We start from the raw sequence: 13,659 nt of genomic DNA on the forward strand, positions 1-13,659 counted from the left end.
ATTGTCCAGACCGTCCAATCTATGTCTGCGGCAGCGCAGCATAAGATGGAAGTTTCGGTCAATGGATCAAGAAGTGAACCCCGATTTGGCGCAGGCCGATGCCGTTGCGCTGATGCCGGGCGAAGTCGCACTCAAGGTTGGTGACAAGCCCGCCGCATCGGAAAAGCCCGCCTGGGGCGCCGTCGTCGCCATGATGCTGGGTGTCACCGCACTTCTGACAGCGGAGTTCCTGCCGTCCGGCCTGTTGACGCCGATGGCGAAGGACCTCGGTGTGAGCCCGGGCCTTGCCGGTCAGGCGGTGACGGCGACCTCGCTGGCCGGCCTGGTCGGGGCGTTGTTCACGCCGAGACTGACGCGCAGCTTCAATCGAAAGCCGGTGCTGCTCAGCTTCTCGATTCTGCTGGTCATCTCCAACCTGCTGGTGGCGCTGGCGCCGAGCATCACGTTCCTCTTGGCGGCGCGCATCGTGCTTGGCCTCGCCATTGGCGGCTTTTGGGCGATGGCGGCAGCCACGACGATCAGGCTGGTGCCGTCGTCGCTGGTTGCACGGGCCTTGTCGATCGTGATGAGCGGCATTCCCGCCGCGATGATCATCGCCGTTCCGCTTGGCAGCTATCTCGGCGAGGTGGCGAGCTGGCGCTCCGTGTTCCTGCTCGCGACGGCATTGGGCGCGGCGGTGTTCGTCGTCCAGGCGCTGGCCTTGCCGCGTTTGGCGCCGAGGGGAGAAGCCGGGCTCGGCACCCTCGTCGACATCCTGACGCGGCCGGGGATCGGTGCCGGCATCTTCGCGGCAACGTTGGTCTTCACCGGACACTTCGGCTATTTCGGCTATATCCGTCCCTTCCTTGAAAGCGTGACCGGGCTTGGCGCTGCCGGCGTCGCGGCGACGTTGCTTGCTTTCGGCGTCGCCAACTACCTCGGCTCCTTCGCGAGCGGGCTGATGGCCGAGCGCAATCTCAAGCTCACGCTGATCGCGATGCCGCTGGCGATCAGCGTGCTCGGTCTGTTGCTCTCGCTCTACGGCAAGGACGTCATTCCCGCGCTGGTGCTGATCGCACTCTGGGGATTTGCCTTCAGCGGCGTGCCGGTGGCGACGACGACCTGGATCACCCGCATGGTGCCCGATGAGACCGAAAGCGGCACCGGACTGACGGTGGCCTCGATCTTCCTCGGCATCACCATGGGCGCGGCGGGCGGCGGGCTGGTGCTCGATTTGATGGGCGCGGCAGCCGTGTTCGTGGCGGGCGCAATTCCCTTGTTGCTCGCCGCATTGCTGATCGCCACCAAGGTACGGACCAGGGCGCCGTAACGGCGTCCTTACGAGACTGGATCAGGCTTTAGAAATTCACGGCGGCTGCCGGTGCAGCGCCTCGGGGAAAGGGGGCCTTCTCAGAGCCGTGGCTTTAGGGCAAAAAGGGCGTGAACGCCGCCTTTGGCGCGTTTTTTGCTGATTTCTTTCGAAAACAGCCCCTAAACGCCCCATTTCTTTGAGAAAGCCCATCATGACTCGTGTCGATGCCCATGGATTGAAGATCGCCCCTGTCCTGTTCGATTTCATCGCCAAGGAGGCGACGCCGAAAACCGGGATCGCGCCTGACGCGTTCTGGGCAGGACTCGCCGCCATCATCCAGAAGCTCGGCCCGAAGAACCGCGAGCTGCTCGCGGTCCGCGACGCGCTGCAGACCAAGATCGACGACTGGCATCGCGCCAACAAGGGCAAGGCGTTCGACATCAACGCCTACACCGCGTTCCTCAAGGACATCGGCTATCTGCTGCCCGAGCCCGCGACCCACAAGGTCGAGACATCAAATGTCGACGAGGAAATCGGCAAGATCTGCGGCCCGCAGCTCGTGGTGCCGCTGACCAACGCCCGCTACGCGCTGAACGCCGCCAACGCGCGCTGGGGCTCGCTGTACGACGCCTTCTACGGCACCGATGCGATCCCGCATGATCCGAGCGAGAGTGGCAAGGGTTACAACAAGGCCCGCGGCGACAAGGTGATCGCGAAGGCGAAGGCGTTCCTCGACGCCGCCGTGCCGCTCGCGACCGGAAGCCACACCGACGTGACCTCCTACAGCGTGATCGCGGGCCAGCTCTCGGTCAAGCTGAAGAGCGGCAATTCGACCGCGCTGAAGAACGCCGCCCAGTTCGCCGGCTATCTGGGCGACGCCGCCCAGCCCACCGCGATCCTGCTCGTCAACAACGGCATGCATGTCGAGGTCAAGATCGACCGCAGCAACGTCATCGGCAAGGACGATCCGGCCGGCGTCGCCGACATGATCCTGGAGTCGGCGGTCTCGACCATTCTCGACATGGAAGACTCGGTCGCCGCCGTCGACGCCGAGGACAAGGTGCTGGTCTATCGCAACACGCTCGGCCTGATGAACGGCACGCTGTCGGCCGATTTCGACAAGGGCGGCAAGACGCTGACCCGTTCGCTCAATGCCGACCGCGTCTACAAGAAGCCCGACGGCAGCGAGTTGAAGCTGCACGGCCGCAGCCTGCTCTTGATGCGCAATGTCGGCCACCACATGTTCACCGACGCGGTGCTCGACGCCAAGGGCGAGGAGATTCCCGAAGGCCTGCTCGACGCCGCGGTCGCCGGCCTGCTTGCGATCCACGACCTCAAGGGCAATTCGAAGGTCAAGAACAGCCGCACCGGCTCGGCCTATATCGTCAAGCCGAAGATGCACGGCCCCGACGAGGTGACGCTGACCTGCGACCTGTTCGCCGAGGTCGAGAAGATGCTCGGCCTGCCCGAGAACACGCTGAAGGTCGGCATCATGGACGAGGAGCGCCGCACCACGGTCAACCTCAAGGCCTGCATCCAGCGCGCCTCCAAGCGCATCATGTTCATCAACACCGGCTTCCTCGACCGCACCGGCGACGAGATCCACACCTCGATGGAAGCGGGTCCGATGATCCGCAAGAACGACATGAAGGCGCAGCCGTGGATCAAGGCGTATGAGGACTGGAACGTCGACAACGGCCTGATCGACGGCCTGCCCGGCCATGCCCAGATCGGCAAGGGCATGTGGGCCGCGCCCGACAAGATGGCCGACATGCTGACACAGAAGATCGGCCATCCGCAGGCCGGCGCCACCACCGCCTGGGTGCCGTCGCCGACCGCGGCTACGCTGCACGCCCTGCACTATCACCAGGTCAACGTGATCGCCCGCCAGCAGGAGCTCGCCAAGGGCGGGCCGCGTGCAAAACTCTCCGACATCCTCACCATTCCGGTGTCGCAGTCGAACTGGGCGCCCGATGACGTGAAGCAGGAGATCGACAACAACTGCCAGGGCATCCTGGGTTACGTCGTGCGCTGGATCGACCAGGGCGTCGGCTGCTCCAAGGTGCCCGACATCCACGATGTCGGCCTGATGGAAGACCGCGCGACGCTGCGCATCTCGAGCCAGCATCTGGCGAATTGGCTGCATCAGGGCGTCATCACCAGGGATCAGGTGATGGAGTCGCTGAAGCGCATGGCCGTCGTCGTCGACAAGCAGAACGCCGGCGATGCCCTGTACAAGCCGATGGCGCCTTCGTTCGATGGCGTCGCCTTCAAGGCGGCCTGCGACCTCATCTTCGAGGGACGTACGCAGCCGAACGGCTACACCGAATACATCCTCACCGCGCGCCGCCGCGAGGCCAAGGCCGCGGGCTGATCCGCGAGCGATCGCAACGACGAGCAAAAGTCCCGGCAATGAGCCGGGGCTTTTTTGTTGGCGCCGCAGGCGGCGCTAGAGGAGCCGGATGCGATAGCCTGCCGTCGCGGGGGCGCACTGCCAAAATATCGAAAACAACCCCATGCAAAGTAGCCGGCGGCGGCTGGCGGATACGACAACTTGACTCGTCGGGCAAATCAGTGATATTCTTCTATTATTCAGAAATCCTGCGGACGCCCCTCGCAGCGTCATCACCCGCGCATGCGGGTGATCCAGTATTCCAGAGACGTCTGTACTTGAATCGAGGAGCCGCAGCGTACTGGATCGCCCGATCGAGCCGGGCGATGACAGCGGTGGACGAGGATATGCGCCTTGTTTCGCGGCTGAACTGTAGACCCTCATGGTGCTGCATCGACGTCGTTGCGAGGAGTGAAGCGACGAAGCAATCCATTGCTCCACTCGCGCGGTGAGATGGATTGCTTCGCTTCACTCGCAATGACGAAGCTAGAACACCGCCAGATATTTCAGCAGCGAGACGATGCCGATGATGATGACGACGACGCGCGCGATCTGCTTGGCGCGGCCGTCGAGCGGCAGCATGTTGATGAGATAGAGAACCAGAATAACGACAAGGAAAGTGACGAGTACGCCGACGAGCATGCGGAGCCCCCTGATGGCATCGGTGAATGTGCTGTTCGCCCGTTGCTAACGTACGAGAGGGAAGCCGGTTCCGGACAACGGAACCGAAAGTGGCCGGTCTCGCTTGATCGGCGCTACTCGCGCGCCAGCACCGGCGCGCGCTCATACTTGGCGCGGATGCGATCCGGCGCCGGCGTGAAGTTGAGAGATGCCCCGCGCCGGTCTGGGCGGCCGACCGACATCAGCCCATCCTTGCCGGCGACGATGTCGCCCTTGCGCAGGGTCGGATCGTCCTCGATCTTCACCGCGGCGAGCCCGACGGGGTCCTTGCCGTTGCAGGTGCAGCCCGAGACGATCTCGTCGCGATAGCGGAATGCGTTCGGCAGCTCGGAATACGGCTTGCCGTCGTCGGTCGCGGCGTTGTCGATGTTGCCGCCATAGACCACTTCGGTCGCGCTCGCCGGGCAGAAGCTGTTGCAGCTCTCCGCCTTGCTCTGATTGCCGGTCGCAGCCAGCGGGAAATAGCGGCCGTCGCAGGTGCGCACGCAATAGGCCTGGCCGACATCATAGCGCGCGCGCCGCTCGGCCCGCGGCACAGGCGCCGGGCCGTCATCGAACGGCATCCGGATCACCGGCGGACGGCCCTGCATGAAGCCGCCGAACAGTTGCGAGAAGAAATCCTGGGCTTGCGCCGCGGGCGCAAGGGACAGGCCGAGCAATGCCGCCGTCCCGAACGCCCACCGCCTAACGTGCCGCCTTGCCATCACCGACCCTCAGTCCAACGCCGATCCCGAGAGCCCCGTTCCGATTGAATCGGAACGCGGCTCTGGATTCTTGCTCTGACGCGTTCTCTTCACGCGAACCGGTATCCACTTCGCCCGAAACGCTCTAGTACAACGACGAAGTCGCCGGGATGTTCAATGCTTGCCGGCCGGAAGGCAGCGTCATCACCGCGGGGCGCGGCTGCATCGTCGCCGGCCGGACCGAGATCTGCGTCGTGGTCGGGCCGAGCTCGCGCGCGGCAAGATGCTGTGCGTTCTTCGGCAACACCACGACCTTGGTCCCGACATCGACCCGGCTGAACAGGTCGGAGACGTCTTCGTTGGTCAGGCGGATACAGCCCGACGACACGAACTTGCCGATCGTCGACGGATCGTTGGTGCCGTGGATGCGGTACTCGCTGGAGCCGAGATACATCGCACGGGCACCGAGCGGATTGCCCGGGCCGCCGGCCATGAACCGCGGCAGATAGGGCTGGCGCTTGATCATCTCGGCCGGCGGATGCCAGTCCGGCCACTCGGCCTTGCGGCTGATCGTCTGGGTGCCCGCCCAGGTGAACCCCTCGCGGCCCACGCCGACGCCGTAGCGGATCGCCCGGCCACCGCCGAGTACGTAATAGAGCGCGGTGTTGCCGGTATCGATGATGACGGTGCCGGGCGCCTCTGATGTGTTGAGCGCGACGGTGGTGCGACGCAGCCGCTCCGGCAGCGCGCCGTCCTCGGTCGAGGGATCGTTCATCACCTCGTCGGAGAGGAATCCGCCGGGCTGCGTCGACGCATAGCCGAGCGCGGAGGAGCGGACTTGAGCGCTCGCCGAATTGGCGACAATGAATGGCGTCGCGAGCAGGACGCTGGCAAAGGCAAAGGTGCGGACGAGGGTGCGCGCGGCGCGCGACGCAAGCCGGCGGCTGGAGAGAGACTGCTGTGTCATGTGCTGCCCCTGGACGGGATGCGCATCATGGTGATGCGATGCCCAACCAACGCGCGTAACCGTGAGACAGTTCCGCTGCGAATCGTCGCGAAGCCGCGATTGTCAACCCGTCCGGTCTCACGAGCGCGCGATGGAACCTTTGCCGGGGCAACGCCGTTGTCAGGCGTAATTTGACGCGAAATTCATTTGTCCCATTCGGGAGGAGTCTGGTGCGCGCCTTTCCGGGTGAACGTATGCTTGGCAACGCGCCCGAAGGCACGCCCCTCCCCGACAGCACAGCCGAAACACCGCCGATGATCAGCCGCGCCGAGGCCGTCGCCTTCGCGCTGGTCGCACTGCTGGTGATCGTCATCGTCGGGGTGCTCTATCTGGCACGGGCCTTCTTCCTTCCGATCACCATGGCCTTCATCGTCGGCACCATGCTGTCGCCGGCGGCGAGCCTGCTCGAGCGCTACCGGATTCCGCGCGCGCTAGGCGCGGTGCTGATCGTGGTCGCGGTCGGCGCCGCCGTCAGCTTCATGGTCGGGCTGATCGCCTCGCCTGTGATGGAATGGAGCTCGCGGCTGCCCGAACTCGGGGCGATCCTGAAGGAGAAGCTGCACGTGTTCGACCGGCTGCTTATGCTGTGGCAGGAGTTGCAGAGCATGGTCGGCGGGCCCGACACGCTCGCCAGCCTCCAGCTGCCGAAATTCGAATGGGTGCAGCCAACGCTGGAATTCGTGTCGCCGACCTTCGCCGAATTCCTGCTGTTCATCGCAACCCTGATCCTGTTCATCGCGAGCTGGAAGGATCTGCGCCGCGGGCTGGTGATGACCTTCAGTGACCGCGCGGCACGATTGCGCACGCTGCGTATCCTCAACGAGGTCGAGACCCATCTCGGCAATTATCTGCTGACGGTGACGATGATCAATGTCGGCATCGGTATCGTCACCGGCGCGATCTGCGCGGCGACGGGGATGCCGAACCCGGCGGGGCTCGGCGCGCTCGCCGCGACGCTGAACTTCATTCCGATCATCGGGCCGGTCGCGATGTTCGTGGTGCTGGTCGTGGTCGGCATCATCTCCGCGCCGACCATCGGCGCCGGGCTGCTCGCGCCGGCATGTTTTGCGGCTGTCACTTTCATGGAAGGGCATTTCGTGACGCCGACGATCGTCGGCCGCCGGCTGTCGCTGAATGCGCTCGCAGTCTTTCTCGCGCTCGCATTCTGGACCTGGCTGTGGGGCCCGATGGGCGCCTTCCTGTCGTCGCCGCTGCTGATTGTGGCGTTGATCGTCAAGGAGCATTTGATGCCGGTCAATTCGCCGCAGCTGCCGGAGGACTAACCTCGGTTTCGCATCTGGAACCTTTGCTTGGTGCGAAGCGTTTTTCTCCGGACACGCACGTTCTCCGGGAGCTTTCGATGTCGAACACGGACAGCACGTTTGGGATCAAGAACATGACGGACAAAGCGACCTACGAACGCCTCGAAAAGGATGTCACCGCCGTGAAAAACGATATCGCAGCCCTCACCGAGCAGATCACCGAGGCGCTCAACACGTTTGCCAACAACGCAGGCAAGCAGGCGCGCCGCCACTACAAGGACGCGCGTGCCAACGCGGAATCGACCCTCGATGACATGTCGGAGCGCGGCAGCGCGATGATGGGCGCGGCGCAGGAGGCGGCATCCTCGATCGAGGAATCGCTCGAAGAGGTGATCACGCAGCGGCCGCTGGCGACCGTCGGCCTGGCGCTCGGCCTCGGCTTTTTGATCGGCGTCACCTGGCGACGCTAGGTGCCGTCCAGCTCCGGCGGAGGCGGCCCGCGATGACGGTCATGCGCAAACCACCGTTCTGGACGAGATGGCAGCGCTGGCGCGCCGCCACCTCGTTTGTCGATGCGCTCTTCAAGGCAAGACTCAGGACAAGGTTTGGCAATGCTTCAGCGGCTGATCGATGACGTCAAGGAATCCACCGGCAGCGCGCTGCGGCTGACGTCGCTGGCCGCTGCCGCTGCGATCGCGCTGTTCATCACCATCGCCTTCCTGTGCGCGGCCGCGTTCGTCTACGTCCTGCAGCATTACGGGCCGGTGGAAGCGTGCCTCTCTGGCGCCGCGGTGTTTCTTGTCGTCGCGTTGATCGCCGTTGCCGTCTACGTGGCGCGCAAGCGAGAAGCGCGCCGGCGCGCCGAGAAGGCGGCGAAGGCCGCGAAATCTGCCGCGGCAACAATGTTCGCCGACCCCGCGTTGATCGCTACCGGCCTGCAGATCGTCCGGGCCATCGGCGTGAAGCGGCTGATCCCGATCCTGGCGGTCGGCGGCCTCGCGCTCGGCCTGATGGCAAGCCGCAGCGCCGCCGGCAGCAACAGCGAGCCGGAAGAAGAGGAATAGCCACCAACAAGCACTGCTGTCATCGGCCCGGCTTCGACCGGGCGATCCAGTACGCCGCGGCCCATCGGCTCAACAATGACTGTCTCTGGAATACTGGATCGCCCGGACAAGCCGGGCGATGACACTGTTCAAGGGGGGCTCAGGTCACGCAGCGGCCGGGTTGCAGCAGCTTGGCCACTTCGGTCAGGACGCTGACCACGGGCTCGCAAGCGACCTTGCGGGTGTCGCCGGGCCGCGCCCGGGCGGGCGCTGCGGGGTGATTGCGGGCCTCTTCCCGCGCCACGGGAACACGAACCAGGACCGACGTATCGGGAAGCCGATCAACCTTCAGCGCGACGGTCCGGCTCGGCAGGGCGGCCATCGGAACCTCGGCACGGTCGGTCTTGGCGGCGCGATTGACCGCGCTCTCCGGTGCCAATTGGGTGGTGACCTGCTGCCCGCCAATGAGATCGTGGCCGGACGCCAGCTGGACCGCGCCAAGCGTCAGTCCAGCCGCCAACGCAGCGAAAATTCCCTTTTGAATCTTTGACATGGTGATGTCCCTCGCCCCATGGAAATTCCCGTTGGCGATCACGGACACAACGCGAGGGAAACCTGTGGGGTTCTCGCGTCCAGCCATCACTTAACCGTGTACGAAAATATTTTGATTCGCGCGGAACGAGTCTGGGGGTCTGCGAGTCATTGGAGGAGCCGGTTATTCCCCCTGCCCCATTGACCGGCGACGTAGGGCGCGACCGTGGTGATGCCGGTCGCGCCCTGCTCTTTTTTCGGCCGTGCCGCAAACGATGCGTCAGCCGGCCTGTCACTCAGCCGTCGCAATTGAAGCCCGGCGCTGAAGGAACGGTCCTTCCGCCGAGCGAGAGGACTGTCTCCTTCAGGCATTATCGTTTGATGGCATGTCCTGGGATCGAACGACCGTCACTTCACGGCAGGACAGGCAACGACCGACATGAAACTTGATTCCAGTCGTCTGGTCGTCGACGAGCATCAGTTCGCTCAAGGGCTCGCCGCATTTGCAAGTGACCGTTTTCTTATCGGCAAAATACATCTGAGGTCCTCCATAAGCCTGGAGATTTCATCGCGTCATTCGGGCGAACTCGCTTGCGCTCCTTCTCGGTCTGTCAGATCCGTGCAATCCGGACGATGGATGTGGCTCCCGGCGCTTATTTTGCAGCGGATGGCTTCCGTGATTCCGCGGCTTCACGCGCCTGCCGCTCGGCCTTGAGGCGGTGGAAGTTGTTGTAGAACGCCTTCTCGTGGGCGAGGTGCTCCTTCATCGCCTGCGATGCGTCTTGCTGACGCTGCTCGTTACGAACCTTGCGCTGCTGGGGAGTAAGATTCATACGACCTCCAACTAAGTTCTTGAATCAACGCTGGATTCAACGCACGAGGCCGGAAAAGGTTGCACCCGGGAAGGAGTTGGACCTATTTGCGCAGGCTCGCCCAGACGCCGCCGAGGATCAGCAAGCCGCCAATCAGGTGGATCAGCTTCGGCGGCTCGCCGAGGATGACCCAGGACAGCAGCGCACTTGCGATCGGCGCGACATAGAGCACGAGCGACGTCCGCACCGAGCCGAACCTTGCGCCGAGCCAGGCGAAGCCGGCATAGGCGATCAGGCCCGGCACGAGGCCGGCGAAGACATAGGCCTCGAGCGCCCGGACGTTGAAAACCGCAGCCGGCGTGGCCCACATTTCCTGGAGCGCCGGCGGCAGCGAGCACAGCGCGCCGGCCGCCGAGAACAGGCTGACCCGCGCCAGCAGCGAGGCGCGCGGCGCGACGCGCGATTGCACCAGCGTATAGCCGGACCAGCCGAGCATCGCGCACACCACCAGGAGATCGCCCCAGGCCGCGCTCGATTGCGTCAGCGTTTCCAGATGGCCGCCCGAGACGATCAAAAGCGCACCGGCGAGCGCCAGCGCCGTGCCCAGCCATTGCAGCGGACCGATATGCTCGATGCCGAGCGCGGCTGAAATCAACAGCACCATGATCGGCGACAGCGCGAAGATCAGTGCGATATGGATCGCGGTCGTGGTGATGCCGGCGATGTAGACCGGGCCGCCGCACAGGAACATGCCGAGGAAGCCCGCGGCGAGGATCGGCCAGAAATTCTGCGCCAGCGGGATCTTGCCATCCCTCACGGCCGCGATCGCAAACGGCGCAAGGCCGATGGCGATGATGCTCCAGCGGAAGAAGGCCAGCGAGAACGGCGGCACCGAGCCGGCCAAGCCGCGCGCCAGCACCTGGTTGGAGGCCTGCCCGACCGCGACCAGGATGAACCCGGTCAGCGCGACCGCGTCCTCCCAGCCCGTGGCCGGGCGGTCGACCTGACCTTTCGGCAGCTCCGCATCCATGACACCGCCCCCTCAGCCGGCGCACGTTCACCCAGGACGGCTTCCGTCAGCGCACCGCTTGCCGCGGCACGCCTGCGCTATTGCTCCGCCGCCTCGCGCTCCATGTCGCGGCCAGACATATCCTCGCCCTGCATGTTGGCGTATTCGCGCGCCATCTCGCGCATCAGGAATTTGGCGGGGACGTCGTGATAGGTGCCGTGGTCGTTGACATATTGCATGTAGGCGCGCCCCGCGCCGTCGAACGGATGCAGCAGCGCATCCGAATGGCCGTCGAAATCGAGCGGCTTGACGCCGAGCTTGGCGCACAGCGTGTCGTTGAAGGTCGGGGTCGCCTTGCGCCAGGCGCCGTCGACGAACACTTCGGTGAAGCCGTGCCAGGTGAACAGGTCCGAGCCCATGCTCTGGCGCAGCTTCTCGGTGGTGAGATGGTTGCGGACGTCGGCGAAGCCGACCCGCGCCGGGATGCCGTGGACCCGGCAGGCGGCGGCATAGAGCGCCGCCTTGCCGACGCAGTAGCCATTGCCGGCGGCGAGCACGCTGGAGGCCCGGTAGCTCTCGGGCGAGCGCATGCTGACATAGGGGTTGTAGCGGATGCCGTCGCGCACCGCGGTGTAGAGCCGGCTGGCCTTGTCGCGCGCGCCGGCGTCGGTCGCCACGGCGGCGCGGGCGAACGCCTCGACGGCGGGATGGTCGCTGTCGACATATTCGCCTGGGTCGGTGTAGAGGCGGCTGATCGTATCGGGGAGGTGCTCGGTCATGGCGCAAGCTTAGCAAGCCATGTGCGCAGTTCAATGCAACCGATGCAGCCTTCTTGCAGCCCTGCCCCGCTTAGTTCCTGAAGCGTTCGTCCCACTGCGGCGGCCGGTAGCTGCGCCGCTTTGCCTTGAAATATTCGCGTGCGAAATGGATGCCGATCCCGATCAGGAACGGCGGCGCGAGCGCGGCGGCGATCATCAGCGCGGTGATCGACTTCGGCGTCAGGATGTCCAGCACCATCGACGCCAGCAGCCACAGCGTGGCAGCAATCACCGCGACGTCGACATGCTTCATTCCCCAGTCTTTCCCTTGGTCCCTGACCTCGATCCGGGTTCCATCCTACCGGCTGGCCCCGGGCGCGCCAAGGATTCCGGCGGCAGGCGATACCTCCAGCCCTTCACTTTTTTGGAACGGCGCCCACGCGGGTCAGACGACGAACCCGCACGCCGGCCGCCATCCTGCTGATTAGCGCTTAGAGAGATTGGCATATCCGTTCGTGTATTGGCCCCGGCATCCTGAGGCGCGAGCCTTGCGGCGCAATTGCGCCGCTGGGCGAGCCTCGAAGGATCGACGGCCACCAGCCGGGCCGTGCATCCTTCGAGACGCGCGTTCCGCGCTCCTCAGGATGACGTGAAGAGCGGGCGCGTAGCTGACAATTAACCCGCGAACGCCCGCACCAGCAGCAGGCCGGCGAACAGCGCGAGGATCGAGAGCGCAACGGAGGCCGCGATGTAGGCAGCGGCCGGCCATAGCTCGCCCCGCTGCATCAGCACGATCGCATCGAGCGAGAAGGTCGAGAAGGTGGTGAAGCCGCCGCAGATGCCGACGGTGAGAAACACCCGCACCGCCTGGCTGACATTCCAGGTCAGCGCGAAGGACTCCGCGAAGACGCCGATCAGGAACGAGCCCACGATATTGATCATCAGCGTGCCCCAGGGAAAATCGGTGCCGACCAGGCGCCCCGCGCCGATCGCCACCAGATAGCGCGCGACCGATCCCAGCGAACCGCCGATCGCGACCGCCGCCAACAACTGAACGCTCAAGATTCTGCCTTTCCGCCCCGCCACTCGGCGACGCCTGTCACAAGCCCAACAACGAAGGTGGCGGCGACCAGCTCGCCCGGGGCGCCGACCAGCAGGGCGACGACACCGACGAGCCAGATCGACCCGACCAGCGACAATGCGATTGAGAGTGACCCAGGAAGACCCGTCATGCTCTGCCCCTTCTCATTCGCGGGGCGCGCTGCGGATCGGCGGTGGCGTATGCTCCTACCGACGCTGTCGCGCCCGGTAGGAGTCATCAGCCTTGCGGCGGTTATCGGGGGACTCCATCCCCATCAACACAGGGATGGTAGGCAAACGGAGCAGCGGGAGCAAGTGGGCGTCCCACGCCGGTGTTGGTTCACTCGCTCGTCGACAGCATCGCGTTCAGCTCGACGGCAGTCCGCAGCTGCTCGATCCGCGCGGCGATCTGTTCGCGCTTGGCGCCGCGCGGCAATTCCGCGAGCTGGCTCTCGAGCCGCACCCGGTGTTCTTCGAGGCGCTGCTCGAAGGTGTGGGGTTCAGATCGCTTCCGCTTCCGAATCGTCTTCTGCATCACTCACCCTTGGCGGTTGCAGACCGGGACTATTGGCCCAGCGGTCCAGTTGATCGATCACCCGTGCGTGGCTCGGGCGCCGCGGTTCCGGCGCTTCCGGCTCCTCGGATAGCTTGCGGGGCAGCTTGACGTGATTGGTCATGGCGTCACTCCCGCCAGACAACGGAGGGGCAGCCGGATCGTTCCCTTAGTTTTTCTTGTAAGCCATTGATTTTATTTGATTAACTTACTCAATCGACGTTTTTATCTCAAGCTGTGGAACCGACCGCGAATTGGTTCGTTTAGCAAATTACTCAACTAACTAATTTTGGGCGATTTGCGATGAATGAGCTTCGCGCTGAACGTCTTCAAGTCATGCTTTCCCCCGAAGAATTATCAGCTCTCGACGATTTCCGCTTCAGGCACCGCATGCCGACCCGTGCCGCGGCAGTGCGCGAGCTGCTCAGGCTCGGTCTGGCCGGCAACGGCGTTGATGGAGGGGCCGGGGTGAAGTCGAGCGAGTATGGGGTGTTTAACCGGGGGCCGGATGGGCACACCCAAGGCGACGCGCCGCAAGGGGAGTAACGGCGCGTTGGC

The 13,659-nt window shown here is 64.6% G+C and carries 19 protein-coding genes and 1 riboswitch; of the genes, 6 read left to right on the forward strand and 13 right to left on the reverse strand.

Features of this window, described 5'->3' with window-relative positions:
• The first annotated feature begins 73 nt into the window (after positions 1–73).
• Both ACVIGB_RS27260 and ACVIGB_RS27265 read left to right on the forward strand, forming a co-directional pair.
• Positions 74–1,309 (forward strand): MFS transporter, encoded by a 1,236-nt coding sequence (locus ACVIGB_RS27260; RefSeq protein WP_456720298.1) that lies wholly within the window; start codon positions 74–76, stop codon positions 1,307–1,309.
• Positions 1,310–1,502: 193 nt separating this feature from the next.
• Positions 1,503–3,665, forward strand: coding sequence for a malate synthase G (locus ACVIGB_RS27265; RefSeq protein ID WP_456720297.1), 2,163 nt, complete (start codon positions 1,503–1,505; stop codon positions 3,663–3,665).
• A 504-nt stretch (positions 3,666–4,169) separates the two neighbouring features.
• On the opposite strand, the gene ACVIGB_RS27270 is transcribed toward ACVIGB_RS27265, so the two are convergent.
• From ACVIGB_RS27270 to ACVIGB_RS27280, 3 genes are all read right to left on the reverse strand, one after another.
• Complete coding sequence (locus tag ACVIGB_RS27270; RefSeq protein ID WP_061880958.1) at positions 4,170–4,325, reverse strand: Thivi_2564 family membrane protein; 156 nt, start codon at positions 4,323–4,325, stop codon at positions 4,170–4,172.
• A gap of 113 nt (positions 4,326–4,438) precedes the next feature.
• Positions 4,439–5,068, reverse strand: a complete 630-nt coding sequence (locus ACVIGB_RS27275) for a DUF2865 domain-containing protein (RefSeq protein ID WP_173643746.1) — start codon at positions 5,066–5,068, stop codon at positions 4,439–4,441.
• Between the two features lie 124 nt (positions 5,069–5,192).
• On the reverse strand, positions 5,193–6,014 hold the full coding sequence (locus tag ACVIGB_RS27280; protein WP_456720296.1) for a L,D-transpeptidase: 822 nt from the start codon (positions 6,012–6,014) through the stop codon (positions 5,193–5,195).
• Between the two features lie 209 nt (positions 6,015–6,223).
• Between ACVIGB_RS27280 and ACVIGB_RS27285 the strand changes: the two genes are divergently transcribed.
• The 3 genes from ACVIGB_RS27285 (at position 6,224) to ACVIGB_RS27295 (ending at position 8,379) form a co-directional block, all read left to right on the forward strand.
• Positions 6,224–7,336: an AI-2E family transporter gene (locus ACVIGB_RS27285; RefSeq protein ID WP_456720295.1), complete on the forward strand. Its 1,113-nt coding sequence runs from the start codon at positions 6,224–6,226 to the stop codon at positions 7,334–7,336.
• A gap of 77 nt (positions 7,337–7,413) precedes the next feature.
• Positions 7,414–7,785, forward strand: a complete 372-nt coding sequence (locus ACVIGB_RS27290) for a DUF883 family protein (RefSeq protein ID WP_456720294.1) — start codon at positions 7,414–7,416, stop codon at positions 7,783–7,785.
• A 141-nt stretch (positions 7,786–7,926) separates the two neighbouring features.
• Positions 7,927–8,379, forward strand: coding sequence for a hypothetical protein (locus tag ACVIGB_RS27295; protein ID WP_456725067.1), 453 nt, complete (start codon positions 7,927–7,929; stop codon positions 8,377–8,379).
• Between the two features lie 139 nt (positions 8,380–8,518).
• Here ACVIGB_RS27295 and ACVIGB_RS27300 read toward each other — a convergent pair whose 3' ends face one another.
• The 10 genes from ACVIGB_RS27300 to ACVIGB_RS27345 form a co-directional block, all read right to left on the reverse strand.
• The gene (locus tag ACVIGB_RS27300) at positions 8,519–8,911 is read right to left on the reverse strand and encodes a hypothetical protein (RefSeq protein ID WP_456720293.1); all 393 of its coding nucleotides are present in this window, start codon (positions 8,909–8,911) and stop codon (positions 8,519–8,521) included.
• 342 nt (positions 8,912–9,253) lie between these two features.
• Positions 9,254–9,427: a hypothetical protein gene (locus tag ACVIGB_RS27305; protein ID WP_176528905.1), complete on the reverse strand. Its 174-nt coding sequence runs from the start codon at positions 9,425–9,427 to the stop codon at positions 9,254–9,256.
• 115 nt (positions 9,428–9,542) lie between these two features.
• Positions 9,543–9,722, reverse strand: a complete 180-nt coding sequence (locus ACVIGB_RS27310; protein WP_092118934.1) for a hypothetical protein — start codon at positions 9,720–9,722, stop codon at positions 9,543–9,545.
• A gap of 82 nt (positions 9,723–9,804) precedes the next feature.
• Entirely contained in the window at positions 9,805–10,731 is a 927-nt protein-coding gene (locus ACVIGB_RS27315) for a DMT family transporter (RefSeq protein WP_456720292.1), read from the reverse strand.
• Between the two features lie 77 nt (positions 10,732–10,808).
• A complete protein-coding gene (locus tag ACVIGB_RS27320) occupies positions 10,809–11,489 on the reverse strand; it encodes a transglutaminase-like domain-containing protein (RefSeq protein ID WP_456720291.1) in 681 nt (226 codons plus the stop codon).
• A gap of 70 nt (positions 11,490–11,559) precedes the next feature.
• A complete protein-coding gene (locus ACVIGB_RS27325; protein ID WP_092118943.1) occupies positions 11,560–11,781 on the reverse strand; it encodes a hypothetical protein in 222 nt (73 codons plus the stop codon).
• Between the two features lie 362 nt (positions 11,782–12,143).
• Positions 12,144–12,530 (reverse strand): fluoride efflux transporter CrcB, encoded by a 387-nt coding sequence (gene crcB, locus ACVIGB_RS27330; protein ID WP_456720290.1) that lies wholly within the window; start codon positions 12,528–12,530, stop codon positions 12,144–12,146.
• Complete coding sequence (locus tag ACVIGB_RS27335) at positions 12,527–12,700, reverse strand: hypothetical protein (RefSeq protein ID WP_456720289.1); 174 nt, start codon at positions 12,698–12,700, stop codon at positions 12,527–12,529. Before ACVIGB_RS27335 ends, crcB begins: the two co-directional genes overlap by 4 nt.
• A 70-nt stretch (positions 12,701–12,770) precedes the next feature.
• Positions 12,771–12,831, reverse strand: a riboswitch (Fluoride riboswitch).
• A gap of 57 nt (positions 12,832–12,888) precedes the next feature.
• Positions 12,889–13,083, reverse strand: a complete 195-nt coding sequence (locus ACVIGB_RS27340) for a hypothetical protein (RefSeq protein WP_143046768.1) — start codon at positions 13,081–13,083, stop codon at positions 12,889–12,891.
• Positions 13,049–13,225 (reverse strand): hypothetical protein, encoded by a 177-nt coding sequence (locus tag ACVIGB_RS27345; protein ID WP_171947849.1) that lies wholly within the window; start codon positions 13,223–13,225, stop codon positions 13,049–13,051. The genes ACVIGB_RS27340 and ACVIGB_RS27345 overlap by 35 nt, the downstream gene beginning before the upstream one ends.
• A gap of 179 nt (positions 13,226–13,404) precedes the next feature.
• On the opposite strand from ACVIGB_RS27345, the gene ACVIGB_RS27350 reads away from it, so the two are divergent.
• Positions 13,405–13,647, forward strand: a complete 243-nt coding sequence (locus ACVIGB_RS27350; protein ID WP_092118949.1) for a hypothetical protein — start codon at positions 13,405–13,407, stop codon at positions 13,645–13,647.
• Positions 13,648–13,659: the final 12 nt, after the last annotated feature.

Source organism: Bradyrhizobium sp. USDA 4341, assembly GCF_054063755.1.

What these genes read in the sequence shown, in the direction of transcription:
- ACVIGB_RS27310 (WP_092118934.1), bottom strand. Translation starts at nt 9,722, where the DNA reads ATGAATCTTACTCCCCAGCAGCGCAAGGTTCGTAACGAGCAGCGTCAG.
- ACVIGB_RS27345 (WP_171947849.1), bottom strand. Translation starts at nt 13,225, where the DNA reads ATGACCAATCACGTCAAGCTGCCCCGCAAGCTATCCGAGGAGCCGGAA.
- ACVIGB_RS27305 (WP_176528905.1), bottom strand. Translation starts at nt 9,427, where the DNA reads ATGTATTTTGCCGATAAGAAAACGGTCACTTGCAAATGCGGCGAGCCC.
- ACVIGB_RS27340 (WP_143046768.1), bottom strand. Translation starts at nt 13,083, where the DNA reads ATGCAGAAGACGATTCGGAAGCGGAAGCGATCTGAACCCCACACCTTC.
- ACVIGB_RS27275 (WP_173643746.1), bottom strand. Translation starts at nt 5,068, where the DNA reads ATGGCAAGGCGGCACGTTAGGCGGTGGGCGTTCGGGACGGCGGCATTG.
- ACVIGB_RS27265 (WP_456720297.1), top strand. Translation starts at nt 1,503, where the DNA reads ATGACTCGTGTCGATGCCCATGGATTGAAGATCGCCCCTGTCCTGTTC.
- ACVIGB_RS27280 (WP_456720296.1), bottom strand. Translation starts at nt 6,014, where the DNA reads ATGACACAGCAGTCTCTCTCCAGCCGCCGGCTTGCGTCGCGCGCCGCG.
- ACVIGB_RS27315 (WP_456720292.1), bottom strand. Translation starts at nt 10,731, where the DNA reads ATGGATGCGGAGCTGCCGAAAGGTCAGGTCGACCGCCCGGCCACGGGC.
- ACVIGB_RS27300 (WP_456720293.1), bottom strand. Translation starts at nt 8,911, where the DNA reads ATGTCAAAGATTCAAAAGGGAATTTTCGCTGCGTTGGCGGCTGGACTG.
- ACVIGB_RS27350 (WP_092118949.1), top strand. Translation starts at nt 13,405, where the DNA reads ATGAATGAGCTTCGCGCTGAACGTCTTCAAGTCATGCTTTCCCCCGAA.
- ACVIGB_RS27270 (WP_061880958.1), bottom strand. Translation starts at nt 4,325, where the DNA reads ATGCTCGTCGGCGTACTCGTCACTTTCCTTGTCGTTATTCTGGTTCTC.
- ACVIGB_RS27325 (WP_092118943.1), bottom strand. Translation starts at nt 11,781, where the DNA reads ATGAAGCATGTCGACGTCGCGGTGATTGCTGCCACGCTGTGGCTGCTG.
- ACVIGB_RS27335 (WP_456720289.1), bottom strand. Translation starts at nt 12,700, where the DNA reads ATGACGGGTCTTCCTGGGTCACTCTCAATCGCATTGTCGCTGGTCGGG.
- ACVIGB_RS27295 (WP_456725067.1), top strand. Translation starts at nt 7,927, where the DNA reads ATGCTTCAGCGGCTGATCGATGACGTCAAGGAATCCACCGGCAGCGCG.
- ACVIGB_RS27290 (WP_456720294.1), top strand. Translation starts at nt 7,414, where the DNA reads ATGTCGAACACGGACAGCACGTTTGGGATCAAGAACATGACGGACAAA.
- ACVIGB_RS27320 (WP_456720291.1), bottom strand. Translation starts at nt 11,489, where the DNA reads ATGACCGAGCACCTCCCCGATACGATCAGCCGCCTCTACACCGACCCA.